14 protein-coding genes are annotated in these 17,280 nt (G+C 40.7%); 13 read left to right on the top strand and 1 reads right to left on the bottom strand.

The genetic code is table 11. The features are described 5' to 3' along the window. Positions 1-28: 28 nt before the first annotated feature. Complete coding sequence (locus U9R83_RS21175) at positions 29-1,741, bottom strand: Rqc2 family fibronectin-binding protein (RefSeq protein WP_226554931.1); 1,713 nt, start codon at positions 1,739-1,741, stop codon at positions 29-31. Between the two features lie 141 nt (positions 1,742-1,882). On the opposite strand from U9R83_RS21175, the gene U9R83_RS21170 reads away from it, so the two are divergent. The 13 genes from U9R83_RS21170 (at position 1,883) to pknB (ending at position 17,277) form a co-directional block, all read left to right on the top strand. Beyond that, positions 1,883-4,561 carry a cation-translocating P-type ATPase gene (locus U9R83_RS21170; RefSeq protein WP_116742391.1) on the top strand — a complete coding sequence of 893 codons (2,679 nt, stop codon included), beginning with the start codon at positions 1,883-1,885 and terminating at the stop codon, positions 4,559-4,561. Between the two features lie 153 nt (positions 4,562-4,714). Beyond that, positions 4,715-5,590: a YicC/YloC family endoribonuclease gene (locus tag U9R83_RS21165; RefSeq protein ID WP_115654850.1), complete on the top strand. Its 876-nt coding sequence runs from the start codon at positions 4,715-4,717 to the stop codon at positions 5,588-5,590. Positions 5,591-5,636: 46 nt separating this feature from the next. Next, positions 5,637-5,897 carry a DUF370 domain-containing protein gene (locus tag U9R83_RS21160; RefSeq protein ID WP_013084831.1) on the top strand — a complete coding sequence of 87 codons (261 nt, stop codon included), beginning with the start codon at positions 5,637-5,639 and terminating at the stop codon, positions 5,895-5,897. A 13-nt stretch (positions 5,898-5,910) separates the two neighbouring features. After that, complete coding sequence (gene gmk, locus U9R83_RS21155) at positions 5,911-6,525, top strand: guanylate kinase (RefSeq protein ID WP_013058927.1); 615 nt, start codon at positions 5,911-5,913, stop codon at positions 6,523-6,525. A gap of 2 nt (positions 6,526-6,527) precedes the next feature. Next, a complete protein-coding gene (gene rpoZ / locus U9R83_RS21150) occupies positions 6,528-6,749 on the top strand; it encodes a DNA-directed RNA polymerase subunit omega (RefSeq protein WP_013058926.1) in 222 nt (73 codons plus the stop codon). A 180-nt stretch (positions 6,750-6,929) separates the two neighbouring features. Beyond that, complete coding sequence (gene coaBC, locus U9R83_RS21145) at positions 6,930-8,147, top strand: bifunctional phosphopantothenoylcysteine decarboxylase/phosphopantothenate--cysteine ligase CoaBC (protein ID WP_115654849.1); 1,218 nt, start codon at positions 6,930-6,932, stop codon at positions 8,145-8,147. Beyond that, on the top strand, positions 8,144-10,558 hold the full coding sequence (gene priA, locus U9R83_RS21140) for a primosomal protein N' (protein ID WP_221779319.1): 2,415 nt from the start codon (positions 8,144-8,146) through the stop codon (positions 10,556-10,558). The genes coaBC and priA overlap by 4 nt, the downstream gene beginning before the upstream one ends. Before the next feature lie 70 nt (positions 10,559-10,628). Next, positions 10,629-11,102 carry a peptide deformylase gene (gene def / locus U9R83_RS21135; RefSeq protein WP_013084828.1) on the top strand — a complete coding sequence of 158 codons (474 nt, stop codon included), beginning with the start codon at positions 10,629-10,631 and terminating at the stop codon, positions 11,100-11,102. Positions 11,103-11,112: 10 nt separating this feature from the next. Next, the gene (gene fmt / locus U9R83_RS21130; RefSeq protein ID WP_042991916.1) at positions 11,113-12,051 is read left to right on the top strand and encodes a methionyl-tRNA formyltransferase; all 939 of its coding nucleotides are present in this window, start codon (positions 11,113-11,115) and stop codon (positions 12,049-12,051) included. After that, positions 12,044-13,384 carry a 16S rRNA (cytosine(967)-C(5))-methyltransferase RsmB gene (gene rsmB, locus U9R83_RS21125; protein WP_115654846.1) on the top strand — a complete coding sequence of 447 codons (1,341 nt, stop codon included), beginning with the start codon at positions 12,044-12,046 and terminating at the stop codon, positions 13,382-13,384. Before fmt ends, rsmB begins: the two co-directional genes overlap by 8 nt. A gap of 2 nt (positions 13,385-13,386) precedes the next feature. Next, a complete protein-coding gene (rlmN, locus tag U9R83_RS21120; RefSeq protein WP_014458400.1) occupies positions 13,387-14,478 on the top strand; it encodes a 23S rRNA (adenine(2503)-C(2))-methyltransferase RlmN in 1,092 nt (363 codons plus the stop codon). Positions 14,479-14,482: 4 nt separating this feature from the next. Continuing rightward, positions 14,483-15,226: a Stp1/IreP family PP2C-type Ser/Thr phosphatase gene (locus U9R83_RS21115; RefSeq protein ID WP_328575412.1), complete on the top strand. Its 744-nt coding sequence runs from the start codon at positions 14,483-14,485 to the stop codon at positions 15,224-15,226. 5 nt (positions 15,227-15,231) lie between these two features. Beyond that, entirely contained in the window at positions 15,232-17,277 is a 2,046-nt protein-coding gene (gene pknB / locus U9R83_RS21110) for a Stk1 family PASTA domain-containing Ser/Thr kinase (protein ID WP_328575460.1), read from the top strand. Positions 17,278-17,280: the final 3 nt, after the last annotated feature.

Genomic DNA, 17,280 nt, shown 5'->3' with positions numbered 1-17,280 from the left:
CCCCTTTCTATATAGAAAGGGGGTTTTATTATGACTGACGCAGTTTCAGTACAAGTTCTTCGCTAGGCGTTACGTAGACGGTTTGCTGGTTATCGTACGTCACAAAACCAGGTTTAGCACCGCTTGGTTTTTTGACGTGGCGAATTTTTGTATAGTCCACGGGTACCGAACTTGAATTTTTGGCTTTACTAAAGTAAGCAGCAAGGTGAGCCGCTTCTAAAATTGTTTTTTCTGAAGGCTCTTGGCTGCGGATCACAACGTGAGAACCGGGTATATCTTTTGTATGAAACCAAACGTCATCACGAGCAGCAAGGCGATTGGTTAAATACTCATTTTGCTTATTGTTTTTTCCAACTAAAATCGTCGTGCCGTCGCTTGAAACGTATTGTTCAAGTGTAGGCGTGGTGTTTTTTTGTTTTTTCGCTTGTTTTTGCTGACGGTTGCGCAAATATCCTTCCTCCACAAGCTCTTCACGAATCTCCGCAATGTCTTTGTGAGTAGCAGTATCCATTTGCTGAATAAGTGATTCAAAATACTGTACTTCTTCGTTTGCTTTTTCAATCTGTTCGATTACAATCGAAACGGAATTTTTCGCTTTTTGATACTTTGTAAAATAGCTTTGAGCATTTTGAGACGGTGATTTTTGCGGATCTAATGAAATCGTAAGTGTACCGCTATTTTCATCGTAATAATTAATAACATCCACTTTCGCATCTCCTTTTTTGACAAGGTGTAAATTTGCCGTAAGGAGTTCACCGGCTAGCTGATAATCAGATGCTTTTTCTGCATTTTGCAGCGTTTGCTCAAGTTTTTTTATTTTTTTCTCATTTTTCTTTTTCTCGGTGGAAATAAACTGGACTAAATCATGCGCTTGCTGCTTTACGCGATCTCGCTCTGCTTTCCCGTAGTAATAGCGGTCAAGAAGCTCGCTGATAGTTGCATACGTTTTTTTCGTACCCTCTAAATGCGTTAATTCGAGTAAATAAAAATAGTCTTTTTGATTAACGGTTGTCAGAGTCGGTGTAAACTGACCTTCTTTGATCAGCGTCATCGTTTCGACGAATGATTTTGGAAGCGTAGAACGATTCGCTAAGCCAGAGCGGAAAACCACTTCATTTGCAATTAAAGGAGAAAGCCCTGAGAAGGTTTGCACTAGCTGGTTGGCTAGCTTTCCGCTATTAAAATCAATTTTTTTAACTACGGTTTCTTCATCGGCTTCAAATGGGTGAAGCTTATCTTGGCTAGGAGGCAGTACGTAAGGAGCTCCGGGTAGAAGCGTACGGTGCCTGTTCAAGGCCATTGGAACATGCTTAATACTGTCGATAATCGTTTGTTTTTCTTTATCTACAAGTACCACATTACTATGCCTTCCCATGATTTCAATAATAAGCTGCTTGTACGTCACGTCGCCAATTTCATTTCGTCCTTTTGTTTCAATGACTAAAATGCGGTCTAATCCAAGCTGATACACTTGTTCAATAATGCTTCCTTCTAAATGTTTGCGAAGAAGCATACAAAACATAGGAGGTTCAGATGGATTTTCATAGGGCTCATTTGTAAAATGAACGCGTGAATAGTTAGGGTGAGCTGAGATTAAAAGTTTGCGGTTTTCACCTTTAGCGCGTACTTGTAAAATCAACTCGTTTGGAAACGGCTGATATATTTTTGAAATTCGTCCTGAAACCAAGGTCTCAGATAATTCTTGTAAAATGCCATATGTAAAAATACCATCAAATGACATAGTGCTCACATCCTTAAGTAATTGAAAATTGTCCTATAGAAAAGTATAGCATTTTTTAGGACGAGTCTGAATAAGCATACGATATAAGATTGTAACAATCTAATAGGTGCATTTACAAATAAAAGGGTGTGAAAAGATGCAATGAAATGGTATGAATTAGGTGAAAAAGCAATAGTAGAAGTAACAAAAACAGACAGGCAGCATGGTCTTACACACAAAGAAGTAAAAGCACGTCAGCAGCAACAAGGGTTTAATGAATTGACTGAAGGAGAGAAAAAACCAGCCATTCTTGTGTTTCTAGAGCAGTTTAAAGATTTTATGGTACTGGTTTTACTAGCTGCCACGCTTATTTCAGGGCTTTTAGGAGAATACATCGATGCGATTGCTATTATTGCCATTGTAATAATTAATGGATTTCTAGGGTTCTTCCAAGAAAGAAAAGCAGAGAAATCTCTTCATGCATTAAAAGAGCTTTCTGCTCCTCAAGTAGCAGCCATGCGTGAAGGGAAATGGGTTAAGTTACCATCTAAAGAGCTGGTAGTAGGAGACGTTGTAAAGTTTTCGAGCGGAGACCGTATCGGAGCTGACCTTCGGATTATGGAAGCCAAAAGCCTAGAAATTGAAGAATCAGCGCTTACGGGAGAGTCTTTGCCTGTTGCCAAGCAAATAAAAGCATTGTCAGGAGATGAAGTGCCGCTTGGAGATCAGGACAATATGGCGTTTATGGGTACCCTTGTAACGCGAGGAAGCGGAACAGGTATCGTTGTAGGGATTGGAATGAAGACAGCAATGGGACAAATTGCTGATTTACTTCAAAATGCCGAAGCCATGATTACTCCTCTTCAACGGAAGTTAGAGCAATTAGGCAAAATTTTAATCGTTGTGGCTCTTGCACTTACTGTATTAGTTGTTGGGATTGGTGTGCTACAAGGCCATGACTTATACAGTATGTTCTTAGCGGGAGTTTCCTTGGCTGTTGCTGCCATACCCGAAGGTCTTCCTGCCATCGTAACCGTGGCGCTATCTCTCGGGGTACAGCGCATGATTAAGCAAAGATCTATTGTTCGCAAACTTCCTGCTGTTGAGACACTAGGGTGCGCATCAGTCATTTGCTCAGACAAAACGGGCACATTAACGCAAAATAAAATGACGGTTACTCACCTCTGGTCAGGAGGAATGACGTGGAGAGTATCAGGGACAGGGTATGAACCTACGGGCGTATTTTCGCGAGAGGAAAGAGAAGTTGATACACGAAGTGAAAAACCGCTTCAGCAGCTTTTGGTGTTTGGTCTGCTTTGCAATCAAACGTCCATTTCGAGAAAAGATAAAGAATATGTCATCGACGGGGATCCTACTGAAGCGGCTTTGCTTGTTGCAGCGATGAAAGCTGGACTGACAAAAGAAAACATTCAAAAGCAGTTTAAGATTATTGAAGAGTTTCCATTTGATTCAACGCGTAAAATGATGAGTGTAGTCATTGAAGACGCATCTCATAAGCGCTATGTCATAACAAAAGGTGCTCCGGATGTGCTGCTTATAAACAGCAAAAATGTTTTGTGGGAAAGCAGACAACAAACGCTGTCGGTAACGGTTCATAATGAAGTAAAAGGAGCGATTGATCAGTTAGCTAGCCAAGCGCTTCGAACCATTGCTATTGCTTATCGGCCGTTAGGAGACCATGAGAGCGTTCATACAGAGAAGGAAGCGGAAAAAGACCTGACTTTCCTCGGGCTTCAAGGAATGATTGACCCGCCAAGACCAGAAGTCAAGCAAGCGGTCAAAGAATGCCGAGACGCAGGCATCAAAACCGTTATGATTACAGGTGACCACGTCATTACAGCACAGGCGATTGCAAAACAGCTGGGAATATTACCGAAAAACGGTCAAGTCTTGGAAGGAACGGATTTATCCAAAATGACGCAGGAAGAGCTAGAAGAAGTAGTAGATGATGTTTACGTATATGCGAGGGTATCACCTGAGCATAAGCTTAAAATTGTTAAAGCTCTTCAAGCAAAAGATCACATTGTAGCCATGACGGGCGACGGCGTAAATGATGCACCTGCTATTAAAGCAGCAGACATAGGCATTGCGATGGGCATCACCGGAACAGACGTAGCAAAAGAAGCGTCTTCACTCGTTTTGCTTGATGATAATTTTGCTACTATTAAATCAGCAATCAAAGAAGGACGAAACATCTATGAAAATATTCGAAAGTTTATCCGTTACTTGCTTGCATCAAATGTAGGAGAAATCTTAGTTATGCTCTTTGCGATGATTTTAGCACTTCCGCTACCGCTAGTACCCATTCAAATACTATGGGTAAACTTAGTAACAGACGGTTTGCCTGCGATGGCTCTTGGCTTAGACCAGCCAGAGGATAACGTGATGAAGCGCCATCCGAGGCATCCACGCGAAGGTATCTTTGCAAGAGGATTAGGGTGGAAAGTAGTCAGCCGCGGATTTTTAATTGGAGCTGCTACACTTGCTGCGTTCATGATTGTCTACGACAATGACCCAGATCGGTTGCAGTATGCTCAGACGATTGCATTTGCCACGCTTGTCATGGCACAGCTTATTCACGTATTTGACTGCCGAAGTGAAAAATCAATTTTTGATCGGAATCCATTTCAGAACTTATATCTTGTAGGAGCTGTTATTTCATCTATTATCCTTATGCTGGTGGCTATCTACTATCCGCCCCTGCAGCCTATTTTCCATACAATGGCCATTGCACCGCGTGAATGGCTCGTTATTTTAGGACTTGCAAGCCTTCCAACTTTTTTACTTGCTGGTTCACTTTTAACAAGAAAACCTTCATAAATTGTGCTATACTTTAATACAGGCTGTCCCAAATGAGAAAACTCATGAAGGCAGCCTTTACAGGTTGAATAAAGAAGAGAGATTTCTTTTTTTTGCTAACACTTTCTTTTATGATACTTTTTATGTAAGATGTACATAGTGGATGTGATGATAATGATAAAAAGTATGACTGGTTTTGGCCGCGGAAAAGCGGAAGTGGAAAATCGATCAGTAACAGTGGAAATGAAGTCTGTTAATCATCGTTTTTGTGAAATTGTTATCCGTATGCCAAGACAATTAATTGAAATTGAAGATAAAATAAAAAAAATCGTTCAAACATACATAAAACGTGGTAGAGTAGAAGTATTTGTTACTATTTCAGGTGAAGAAATGGCAAAAAAGAAACTGCAGACGGATTGGCAGCTGCTTGATGAATACATGAATGCGTTGCAGCAAGTAAAAGAAAAGCACGGGCTATCACAATCTGTTCAAATTCAAGACATTTTACACATGCCTGAAGTGATGACAACTTATGAAGAAGAAGCTGATCAGACGAGTATTCATGGTGTAATCTTTGAAGCTGTTGAAGCTGCTGTTCATCAGTTAGTGGATATGCGGAAACGAGAGGGATCAGAGCTGTATCACGATTTAATGGGATACTTACAGGACATTCAAGACATTCGCGAAAAAATTACACAGCTTGCTCCTGAAGTTGCTGAACAATATCGCGAGCGTATTAAAAGAAAGCTGAGCGACTATTTAGAAGGTACTTTCGATGAGCAGCGAGTGCTGACTGAAGTAGCTATTTTTGCTGAAAAAGCAGATATTAGCGAAGAACTTACGCGAATTCAAAGTCATGTTTCACAATTTATTCAAGCATTAAATACACCTGATTCAGTAGGACGCAAGCTGGATTTTCTTGTTCAAGAGCTGAATCGTGAAATGAATACAATCGGTGCGAAGGCAAATAATGGTACTATTGCTCAGTATGTTATTAGTATGAAAGCACAATTAGAACGCATAAAAGAGCAGGTTCAAAATATTGAATAGCCTTCGTGTAAGATAAAGATTATATTGGTATAGCAGGAGGCTTCTTATGAGCGGTAAATTAGTGAACGTTGGATTTGGAAATTTTATTTCTTCTAATCGTATAATCTCTGTCGTTCATCCTGAATCAGCTCCAATCAAACGCATTATTCAAGATGCAAAAGATCGAGGCTCTTTAATAGATGCAACGCAAGGACGTAAAACACGATCTGTTATTGTTATGGATAGCGATCATGTTATTTTAGCTCCTGTACAGCCAGAAACTGTGTCGCAGCGACTTATAAACAAAGAAGAATTATTAGAAGGGTAGGTCACTTGAACCGATGATTGAAAGAGGTTTATTAATTGTTCTTTCCGGACCATCAGGTGTTGGAAAAGGAACGGTACGAAAAGCATTGTTTGAGCAAGAAGACATTAAATTGCAGTATTCTATCTCTGCAACAACAAGAAAGCCCCGCGAAGGTGAAGTAGATGGCGTTGACTATTTCTTCAAACCACGCGAAGAGTTTGAGCGCATGATTGAAAACAAGAAATTATTAGAGTGGGCTGAATACGTAGGCAACTACTACGGCACCCCGGTTGATTATGTAGAACAAACGTTATCTGAAGGAAAAGACGTATTTCTAGAAATTGAAGTGCAAGGTGCTCTTCAAGTGAAAGAAGCATTTCCAGAAGGTTTGTTCATCTTCTTGGCACCGCCTAGTTTATCAGAGCTTAAAAGTCGTATCGTAAACCGCGGTACTGAAACAGAAGACTTAATCAATAACCGTATGCGCGTGGCAAAAGAAGAAATTGAACTTATGGACGCCTACGATTATGTTGTAGAAAATGACAAAGTAGAAAATGCTTGTGCTCGCATCCGTGCTATCGTAACGGCTGAACACTGCCGTCGTGATCGTATTTCTGCGCGCTATAAAAGAATGCTGGAGGTAGAATAAACATGCTTTATCCATCAATTGATTCCCTAATGGAAAAATTAGATTCTAAGTACACGCTTGTGACAGTAGCTGCAAAACGTGCTCGTCAATTACAGCTTCACAATGATACGCCGATTGAAAAGCCGGTTTCTTATAAATTTGTAGGCTGTGCTTTAGAAGAAATTAATGCTGAACAATTAAGCTATAAGCAAGGTGTAGCAGAAGAAGATTCTAAACATCAGTAAGTGAAAAAATAACAACCTACTTTATAGGTTGTTATTTTTTTGATGCTTTTGTTTGTATTCAAGCAGGATAGTGAATGTCTCACTACAAAAATGGTATAATAATTGAATTGAAAAGCTTTAGATAGTTACCCGAGTAAACAAGCGGATGCTGGTTGAGCGGGATAAATAGATGGGGGCATAATGATGAAGGGAAAACGAATTTTATTATGTGTTAGCGGCGGGATCGCCGTATATAAAGCCGCAGCTTTAACAAGTAAATTAGTACAAGCGGGAGCGGAAGTTAAAGTAATGATGACTGCTTCAGCACGCGAGTTCGTAACGCCGCTTACGTTTCAAGCTCTGTCTCGAAACCCAGTTTATACAGATACGTTTGATGAAAAAGATCCATCTGTGATTGCACATATTGATTTAGCAGATTGGCCTGATTTAATTTTAGTAGCTCCTGCTACGGCTAACATGATAGGAAAAATAGCAAATGGTCTTGCAGATGATATGATTTCCACAACGCTATTGGCTGCTACTGCACCTGTGTGGATTGCGCCTGCGATGAATGTTCATATGTACGATCATCCCGCTGTTAAAAAAAATATGAGCACTCTTTCATCATTTGGTTACTCTTTTGTAGAACCAGGAGAAGGGTATTTGGCATGCGGTTATGTAGGAAAAGGCCGTCTTGAAGAGCCAGAAACAATTGTTTCACTAATCGGATCTTATTTTTCACAAACATCAGATACACAAAAGATCCTTGAAGGTGTGAATGTATTGGTTACAGCAGGACCTACGGTAGAACGCATTGATCCCGTCCGATTTTTTACCAATCGTTCTACCGGGAAAATGGGCTATGCTCTTGCAGAACAAGCTGCTAAGTTAGGCGCATCGGTAACACTTGTCACAGGACCGACGAATTTAGAGTATCCAAAAGGAGTGCAGGTTGTTCAAATTGAAAGTGCGCAGCAGATGCTTGAAGCTGTTATGCAGCGCTATCATGAAGCAGATGTTGTCATTAAATCAGCCGCAGTGGCAGATTACCGACCAAAGCATGTGTTTGATCAAAAGATGAAAAAGCAGCCTGGTGAAGCAGTATTAGAGCTAGAGAGAACAACAGATATTTTACGCACGCTTGGAGAGCGAAAAGAACATCAGCTTTTAGTCGGCTTTGCAGCAGAAACAGAACAAGTGGATGAATATGCACAAAAGAAACTTGCATCTAAAAACTTGGATATGATTGTAGCTAATAACGTGACGACAGAAGGAGCAGGTTTTGGGACGGACACAAATATTGTGACGCTCTATAAGCGAAGTGGAGAGTCTAGGGAACTTCCCATTCTTTCAAAACACGAGGTAGCTACCGAGGTGTTAAAAGAAGTGAAGGAAATGTTAGAAGGGCTAACAAAATGAGTGTAGCTAGTGTAATTGTGGACGTGGCTGCTAAACAAACAGATCGAGCTTTTGACTACGCTATTCCTGACAAATGGAAAGGAATTATTGTTCCGGGTATGCGAGTTATCGTTCCGTTTGGTCCAAGAAAAGTTCAGGGGTTTGTGGTGGCTCTTAAAGAAGAGGCTGAAGTTAAGCGTGTTAAACCAATCGCTGACCTGCTTGATTTAACGCCGGTTCTGACTCCTGAACTGTTAGAGATTGGACACTGGCTAACAGAAAAAACACTTTGTTTTATGATATCGGCTTTTCAAGTCATGCTGCCTGCGGCGATGAAAGCAAAATATGATAAAGAACTGTCACTCCTTTCAAAAGAGGCATACGAACAGCTTCATGAGCAAGTAAAGCCGTTTTTTCAGTCAAGATCCTCACTGAAGTGGAGTGAAGTAGAAAAAACAGTCGCTGCTCCTGCTTTTCACCGTGATATTCAAAAAGGTCTAATTGAGGTCGTCTACGTGGTGAAAAACAAAGGAAACAAAAAAACGGCAAAGGGCGTAAAACTGAATCAAAGCCTTGAAGACATTCAACAGTTTATGAGCGAGTTAAATAAGCAGGCAGAAAAGCAAAAGCAAGTGCTGTCTTTTATGCTGAATCGAAATGAAGAAGTAGCCATAAAAGAAATAGCGGAAGATTTGCAGATTACCTCCGCTCCTATAAAAGCGCTGATTAACAAAGGACTCTTAGCGGAGACGGAAATTGAAATATACCGTGATCCTTATCAAGACCGATACTTTACACCATCAAAGCCTTTTCAATTGACGGATGAACAAGCTGAGGCAATCGCACCGATTCTGCATGACATCGAAGCAAATCTTCACGATGTGTTTTTAATGTACGGAGTAACCGGAAGCGGAAAAACGGAAGTGTATCTCCAATCAATTGATCAAGTGCTAAAAAAAGGGAAAGAAGCGATTATGCTTGTTCCGGAGATTTCACTTACCCCTCAGATGGTCAAGCGTTTTAAAGAGCGATTCGGCTCAAAAGTTGCTGTGCTTCATAGCGGCTTGTCTACTGGAGAAAAATACGATGAATGGCGAAAAATTCAGCGAAAAGAAGTATCCGTTGTAGTAGGAGCCCGCTCTGCTGTATTTGCTCCATTTGAAAATTTGGGCCTTCTTATTATCGATGAAGAACATGAGACGAGTTATAAACAAGAAGAAAACCCCCGTTATCATGCCAGAGATGTAGCTATTTACCGAGGGCAGCATCATCAGTGTCCAGTCATTTTAGGAAGTGCAACGCCAACGCTTGAGTCCTTTGCAAGAGCGCAAAAAGGTGTGTATAAGCTACTGACGTTAAAGCAAAGAATGAATAAGTCATCAATGCCGTCGGTGGATATTGTTGATATGAGAGAGGAGCTTCGCAGCGGCAATCGCTCTATGTTTTCAACTATGCTGTTTGAAAAGATGAAAGATCGTTTAGAAAAAGGAGAGCAAATCGTTTTATTTTTAAATAAAAGAGGCCATTCTTCTTTTGTTATGTGCAGGGACTGCGGTTACGTTCCGACATGTGAGCACTGTGAAATTTCACTAACGTATCATCGCTATCAAAATAAATTAAAATGCCATTACTGTGGACACGAAGAGCATGTGCACACTGAGTGCCCAGAATGCCACAGCGAACATATCCGCTTTTTTGGATCTGGTACACAAAAAGTGGAAGAAGAATTAACAAAAGTGCTGCCTGAGGCTAGAGTCGTTCGAATGGATGTTGATACGACAAGCCGAAAAGGCGCGCATGAAAAGCTCCTGAACAAGTTTGCAAGTGGAGAAGCGCAAATTTTACTAGGGACGCAGATGATTGCCAAAGGGCTGGACTTTCCAAACGTCACGCTTGTAGGCGTTTTAACAGCAGATACGATGCTCAATTTACCTGACTTTCGTGCATCTGAAAAAACGTTTCAGCTTTTAACACAAGTAAGCGGAAGAGCAGGACGCCACAAACTTCCAGGAGAAGTAGTGATTCAAACGTACACGCCTGAACACTACAGCATTCAACTTGCGAGTCAGCATGATTATGATGCGTTTTATAAGCAGGAGATGGAAATTCGTAAAATGCATAAATATCCTCCTTTCTTTTACTTGGCGCTTGTAACGGTATCTCATGAAAATATTGCAAAAGTGGTGTCTGTTACAGACAAAATTTCGCAGTATCTGCGTCAGAAACTTTCGCCGCAAACAACGATCTTAGGGCCAGTCGCATCTCCGATTGCTAAGATAAAAGATAGATATCGCTATCAATGCATGTTAAAATACAAGCTGGAACCAAGCCTGATTCCGCTGTTGAAATATATATTAGAACGTTATCAAGCGGAAATGCAGAAGGAAAATTTAACGATTACAATTGATTTGAATCCATACTCGATGATGTAACTAGTCGTCTTGATGGCGTTAAAGAAGAAGCTTTTTGGATATAAATAGAAAGAATAAAGGAGGTGCCTATTTGGCTAAGCTTAAGCTTGTTTACCATCCTAATGAAGTACTTGAACAAGAGTGTGAAGTCGTTAAAAACTTTGATAATAAATTAGCGAAATTACTAAATGGCATGTATGATTTAATGCTTGAAGCAGACGGTGTGGGTCTAGCTGCTCCTCAAGTAGGAGTTCTGCAGCAAGTGGCAGTGGTAGACGTGGACGACCGACACGGTAAAATTGAGTTAATTAATCCGGTAATTATTGAGCAACGAGGCGAACAAATCGGTCCAGAAGGCTGCCTAAGTTTTCCGGGCCTTTTTGGTGACGTGGCTCGAGCTGATTATGTGAAAGTACGTGCGCAAAATCGTAAAGGAAAACCTTATTTTATAGAAGCAAAAGGTTTTTTAGCACGAGCAATTCAACATGAAATTGATCATTTACACGGTGTATTGTTCACGGAAAAAGTAACAAAGTATTACGAAGAGGATGAACTAGAAGGGTAGGTTTTACACGATGAAAGTCGTATTTATGGGAACGCCGGATTTTTCAGTGCCGGTTTTACAAACATTACTTAAAGATGGATATGAAGTGGTCGCAGTGGTTACACAGCCGGACCGACCAAAAGGACGCAAGCGCGTATTAACACCTCCTCCTGTAAAAGTTGAGGCGTTAAAGCATGAAATACCTGTACTGCAGCCAGAAAAGATTCGTTTAGAAGAAGAATATCAGCAAGTGTTAGCGTATGAGCCTGACCTAATTGTAACAGCGGCTTTTGGTCAAATTTTACCAACTCCTATTTTAGAAGCGCCTAAATACGGCTGTATTAACGTGCATGCTTCTCTGTTACCTGAACTGCGCGGAGGCGCGCCGATTCATTATTCAATTCTACAAGGTAAGCCGAAAACTGGTGTTACAATTATGTATATGGTAGAAAAATTAGATGCAGGTGATATCTTAACACAGGTAGAAGTTCCGATTGAAGAACGTGATCACGTTGGCACGCTTCATGATAAACTCAGCGCTGCTGGTGCAAAATTGCTTTCAGAAACTATTCCTTCTCTTGTAAAAGGTGAAATTACGCCGGTGAAACAAAACGATGAGGAAGCGACATTTGCTTCTAACATTAAGCGGGAACAAGAGAAAATTGATTGGGCCCGTACAGGAGAAGAAATTTATAACCATATCCGCGGACTTCATCCTTGGCCCGTTGCTTATACAACAGCAGACGGTCAGGTCATGAAAATTTGGTGGGGAGAGAAAGTATCTGCATCAGGCAAACCGGGTACCGTTTTATCACTTGAAGAGGATGGCTTTATAGTAGCAACTGGAAATGAAACAGCTATTAAAGTGACGGAACTTCAGCCGGCTGGAAAAAAACGTATGGATGCAGCACAGTATTTACGAGGTACATCCGTTGAAGTCGGAACAGTATTAGGGGATGTCAATGAGTAAGTACAACGTTCGAGACATAGCTTTAGATATTTTACTAGCTATTGAAAAAAATCAGGCATTCAGCAACCTATTGTTAAATAACAGCATACAAAAACGTGGTATTCAAGGAAAAGATGCAGGGCTATTAACGGAAATTGTGTATGGAACGATTCAAAGACGCGATACGTTAGATTACGGGTTAGCGCCTTTCTTGAAAAATCCAAAAAAGCTTCAGCCTTGGGTGCGAGTGCTGCTTCGTTTATCTCTTTACCAAATGGTGTATTTAGACCGGGTGCCTGACCGGGCAATCCTTCATGAAGCAGTAGAAATTGCCAAAAAACGCGGTCATAAAGGAATTGCCTCAATGGTAAACGGCGTTTTACGAAATATTCAGCGCAGCGGCACGCCTTCTTTAGAAGAAATACAAAACCCTGTGGAGCGATTGGCGATTGAAACCAGTCACCCATTGTGGCTTGTAAAGCGCTGGGTGGAACAATATGGATTGGACAAAACACGCGGAATCTGTTTAGCTAATTTAATGGCCCCTAAACAAACAGTCCGAGTAAACAGTGCACGCTTTACGCAAAATGAAGTAAAAGAAGCGCTTGAAAAAGAAGGTATTGTTGTAGAACCAGGCCATTTTGTAGAAGAAGCGCTAGAAGTTCAAAAAGGAAATGCAGCTCATACACAAGCATTTCGTGAAGGTATGTTTACCGTTCAAGATGAAAGCTCTATGTTAGTTGCTCATGCGCTCGGTGCAGAGGCAGAAGAGCTAATTTTAGATAGCTGTGCTGCACCGGGAGGAAAATCAACTCATATTGCAGAGCAGCTTAAAAACAGTGGTAAAGTTATTTCCTTGGACATTCATGACCATAAAGTAAAGCTGATTGCCCAGCAGGCAGAGCGTCTGCATCTTACCAATATTGAGCCGACGGTTCAAGACAGCCGCAAAGCAGGCGAACGGTTTGATAAAGAAGTGTTTGACCGCATCTTAGTGGATGCTCCGTGCTCAGGTTTTGGTGTAATGAGACGTAAACCTGATTTGAAATATACAAAAACTGAGCAAGATGTAAAGCAGCTGGCGCGTATTCAACAAGATATTTTAAATGCGGTTGCGCCTTTATTAAAAAAAGGCGGGACCCTTGTATATAGTACATGTACAATTGACCGGGATGAAAATGGGGATGTTGTAGCAGCATTTTTAGCAGATCATGCTGATTTTCAAAAAGATGAAACCCTCGCTGCACGCATGCCGCAAAAGCTTAAACAAAACGTAAAACATGGTGAAATTCAATTGCTGCCAGATGCACAAAGCGATGGGTTTTATATTGCATGTTTACAGAAGAAGGTGTAAAAATGGAAGAAGTAGCTAAAAGAAAAGTAAAAGCAGAAGAAAAAGCGCAAAAACCATCTATTTATTCATTAGAAATGCACGACCTAGAAAATTGGTTAGTAGAACACGGAGATAAGAAGTTCCGTGCTAAACAAATTTTTGACTGGTTATATGTTAAACGCGTAACGGACTTTGACGATATGTCAAACTTATCTAAAGGATTACGCGAACAATTAAAAGACAAATTTGCATTAACGACATTAAAAACAGTTGTTCAGCAAACGTCTGGGGACGGCACGATGAAGTTTTTATTCGAACTCCATGACGGTTATACGATTGAAACGGTGCTTATGCGTCATGAATACGGAAATTCTGTCTGTGTAACAACTCAAGTTGGCTGTCGCATCGGCTGTACATTCTGTGCGTCTACTCTTGGAGGTTTAAAGCGTAACTTAGAAGCTGGAGAAATCGTAGCACAAGTAGTAAAAGTACAAAAAGCGCTAGATGAACAAGGAGAACGCGTGAGCTCTGTCGTAATTATGGGTATTGGGGAGCCATTTGATAACTATGATGAAATGATGCGCTTCTTAAAAACAATTAACAGTGATGATGGATTAAATATTGGTGCACGTCATATCACAGTATCGACAAGTGGGATCATTCCGAAAATCTATAAGTTTGCTGATGAAAAAATGCAAATCAATTTTGCGATTTCACTTCACGCTCCAAACAATGACATCCGCTCACGCTTAATGCCGATTAACCGTGCGTACAAACTTCCTGATTTGATGGAAGCCATTAAATATTATACGGATAAAACGGGAAGACGTATTAGCTTTGAGTATGGTCTATTCGGAGGAGTAAACGATCAAGTAGAGCATGCTGAGGAATTAGCGGATTTGATTAAAGACGTTAAATGTCACGTGAACTTGATTCCGGTAAACTATGTGCCTGAGCGTGATTATGTTCGTACACCGCGTGAACAGATTTTTGCATTTGAACGTACGCTTAAAAAGCGTGGCGTTAACGTGACTATTCGACGTGAGCAAGGTCATGATATTGATGCAGCTTGTGGCCAATTACGTGCGAAGGAGCGTAAAGAAGAGACGAGGTGATTGTATGGTAACTGTCTTCATGACAGACCGTGGGAGAGTTAGACAACACAATGAAGATAACGGAGGGGTATTTTTGAACCAACACAATCAGCTGCTTGCAATTGTGGCTGATGGTATGGGAGGTCATCGAGCTGGCGACGTCGCCAGTGAGATGGCGGTTCAAAAATTGCAAATAGCGTGGGAAGAAGCGGACAAAGTAACGTCTCCTGATGAGGCGACGCAGTGGATTCGTACGCATGTTTCGCAAATTAATCAAGATATTTATCAGTATGCTCAGGAGCATGAAGAGTGTAAAGGGATGGGTACAACAGTTGTACTGGCTTTATGCGCCGATACGTTTTGTGCGATTGGTAATATAGGAGACAGCAGATGCTATATTTCAAATGAATATGGATTTCAACAAGTAACAGAAGATCATTCTCTTGTGAATGAACTCGTAAAAAATGGTCAAATCACAAAAGAAGATGCTGAGCATCATCCACGAAAAAATATCTTATTGCGAGCACTAGGTACCGAAGAAAATGTTAGTTTAGATGTAAAAACAATTGAAGTGGAAAAAGAAGATCGATTATTATTATGTTCAGATGGACTGACAAATAAGGTAACGGAACAAAAGCTGAACGAAACGTTATCAACAAGTTCATCACTTCACGAAAAGGGTACGAGCCTGATTCAATTAGCAAATGAGCTTGGTGGAGAAGACAATATTACACTTGCAATTGTGGACTTTACATCTGAAAGTGGGTGAGAGTGTTGCTAATAGGTAGACGGCTAAACGACCGTTATAAGGTATTGCAAGTAATTGGTGGAGGCGGAATGGCAAACGTCTATTTAGGTCGCGACATGATTTTAGATCGTGATGTGGCAATTAAAGTGCTTCGTTTAGACTTTGCAAGTGACGACGCGTTTATAAAGCGTTTCCATCGAGAAGCACAATCTGCTACGAGTATTGCTCATCCTAATATTGTCAGTATTTATGATGTTGGAGAAGAAGAAGATATTTACTATATCATCATGGAATATGTACCGGGTATGACATTAAAACAATACATTCTGCAAGAATCACCACTATCTCTTGATAAAGCCATACATATTATGACGCAGATTACATCAGCTATTGCCCATGCTCATCAGTACGGAATTATTCACCGGGATATTAAGCCTCAAAATATTTTAATTGATCATGATGATACCATTAAAGTTACTGACTTCGGCATTGCCGTAGCACTAAGTTCTACAACCATTACCCATACTAATTCTGTTTTGGGCTCTGTTCATTATTTATCTCCTGAACAGGCAAGGGGAGGGCTTGCGAATAAGCGTTCTGATATTTATTCGCTTGGCATCGTCCTATTTGAATTGCTAACGGGTCGAGTCCCTTTTTCTGGGGAATCGGCTGTGTCAATTGCATTAAAACATTTACAGACAGAAACACCTTCTCCAAAAAGGTGGAATCCATCTATCCCTCAAAGCGTGGAGAATGTTGTATTAAAAGCAACAACTAAAGATCCATTTTACCGATACAGTTCCGTCGAAGAACTCGAAGCGGATTTACAGTCTGCTGTTCATCCAAATCGTTATAATGAACAAAGGTTTACGGTGCCTGATGATGAAGAAGTGACAAAAGCCATTCCAGTTATTAAAGAGGATTTTGTTGAAACTGAAGAAACGCACGTATCTGTGAGAAAACCACCTCACTTAGAGCGCGAAGAACAAGAGGAAGAAGAGTTAAAGCCGAAGAAAAAAAAGAAGAAAAAGAAAAAAGGTAAAAGCAAGCTGATTGTAACGCTTGTTTTAATTTTTTTGCTGCTGGCAGCTGCTAGCGTAGCCGCCGTTACATTTATTCCGGCTTTATTACTGCCAAAAGACGTAAAGGTTCCTGATTTACATAATCAAGATTATGAATCAGCAGTAACCGATTTAGTTTCTTTAGGCTTTAAAGTGAAGAATCCTAAAGATATATCCGATAACGAGGTGGAAGAAGGCGACGTGGTTAAAACGATGCCAGAAGCAGGAGACGTGATCAAAGAAGGATCTAATGTCATTATTTATCGAAGTACAGGAAAGAAAAAAGAAGCATTTAACAGGTACATTGGAAGAAGCTTTACGGAAGTAAAAAGTCTGTTAGAAAAGCAGAATTATAAAGACATTCAATCTATCGAAGTCGAAAGCACTGAACCAAAAGGCAATATTACAGATCAGACGCCTAAAGAAACAGAACAAGTCGTGCCGGAAGATACAACAGTTACGCTTTGGGTAAGTAAAGGTCCGCCGAAGATTGCATTAAAGGATTTCTCCGGGTGGACGGAAAAAAGCGTAAAAGATTATGCATCAGATGAAGATATTGAAGTGGATGTAAAAACAGCGTATTCCGATACTGTTGAAAAAGGTCTTGTGATGTCTCAAAAGCCGGCAGCGGAGCAGAGTATCGAGCAAGGTGATAAGCTTACCATTACGGTCTCGATGGGCAAAGAGCCAAAGGCTCCTCAAACGGTAGCAGTGGATGTGACTATCCCGTATAAAGAAGAGACTGACACCGAAGCAAGCACGGAACAAGGCGACGCAACGGAAACAGGCGATGCCACTGAAACAGAAGAGGAAAAGCCAAAGCCGCAAAAAGTACAAATTTATATCGAAGATGCAGATAACGATATGTCGGTTCCTGCTAAAGAACTAACGATTACTGAAACAACAAAAGAATCATTCGATGTTTTAGTTGATGAAAATGAAAAAGCGTCTTATAAAATTGTCCGAGACGGGGAAGTTATTGAAGAAAAAGACGTTGAATATCCAGAGTGATAG

This window comes from Priestia sp. LL-8, assembly GCF_036227845.1.
Taxonomy (GTDB): Bacteria; Bacillota; Bacilli; order Bacillales; family Bacillaceae_H; genus Priestia; species Priestia zanthoxyli.
Note: the sequence above shows the minus strand (reverse complement) of the source record. Positions and strands in the feature narration are given on the sequence as shown.

What these genes read in the sequence shown, in the direction of transcription:
- U9R83_RS21175 (WP_226554931.1), bottom strand. Translation starts at nt 1,741, where the DNA reads ATGTCATTTGATGGTATTTTTACATATGGCATTTTACAAGAATTATCT.
- U9R83_RS21160 (WP_013084831.1), top strand. Translation starts at nt 5,637, where the DNA reads ATGAGCGGTAAATTAGTGAACGTTGGATTTGGAAATTTTATTTCTTCT.
- rlmN (WP_014458400.1), top strand. Translation starts at nt 13,387, where the DNA reads ATGGAAGAAGTAGCTAAAAGAAAAGTAAAAGCAGAAGAAAAAGCGCAA.
- U9R83_RS21165 (WP_115654850.1), top strand. Translation starts at nt 4,715, where the DNA reads ATGATAAAAAGTATGACTGGTTTTGGCCGCGGAAAAGCGGAAGTGGAA.
- U9R83_RS21115 (WP_328575412.1), top strand. Translation starts at nt 14,483, where the DNA reads ATGGTAACTGTCTTCATGACAGACCGTGGGAGAGTTAGACAACACAAT.
- U9R83_RS21170 (WP_116742391.1), top strand. Translation starts at nt 1,883, where the DNA reads ATGAAATGGTATGAATTAGGTGAAAAAGCAATAGTAGAAGTAACAAAA.
- priA (WP_221779319.1), top strand. Translation starts at nt 8,144, where the DNA reads ATGAGTGTAGCTAGTGTAATTGTGGACGTGGCTGCTAAACAAACAGAT.
- fmt (WP_042991916.1), top strand. Translation starts at nt 11,113, where the DNA reads ATGAAAGTCGTATTTATGGGAACGCCGGATTTTTCAGTGCCGGTTTTA.
- rpoZ (WP_013058926.1), top strand. Translation starts at nt 6,528, where the DNA reads ATGCTTTATCCATCAATTGATTCCCTAATGGAAAAATTAGATTCTAAG.
- coaBC (WP_115654849.1), top strand. Translation starts at nt 6,930, where the DNA reads ATGATGAAGGGAAAACGAATTTTATTATGTGTTAGCGGCGGGATCGCC.
- rsmB (WP_115654846.1), top strand. Translation starts at nt 12,044, where the DNA reads ATGAGTAAGTACAACGTTCGAGACATAGCTTTAGATATTTTACTAGCT.
- gmk (WP_013058927.1), top strand. Translation starts at nt 5,911, where the DNA reads ATGATTGAAAGAGGTTTATTAATTGTTCTTTCCGGACCATCAGGTGTT.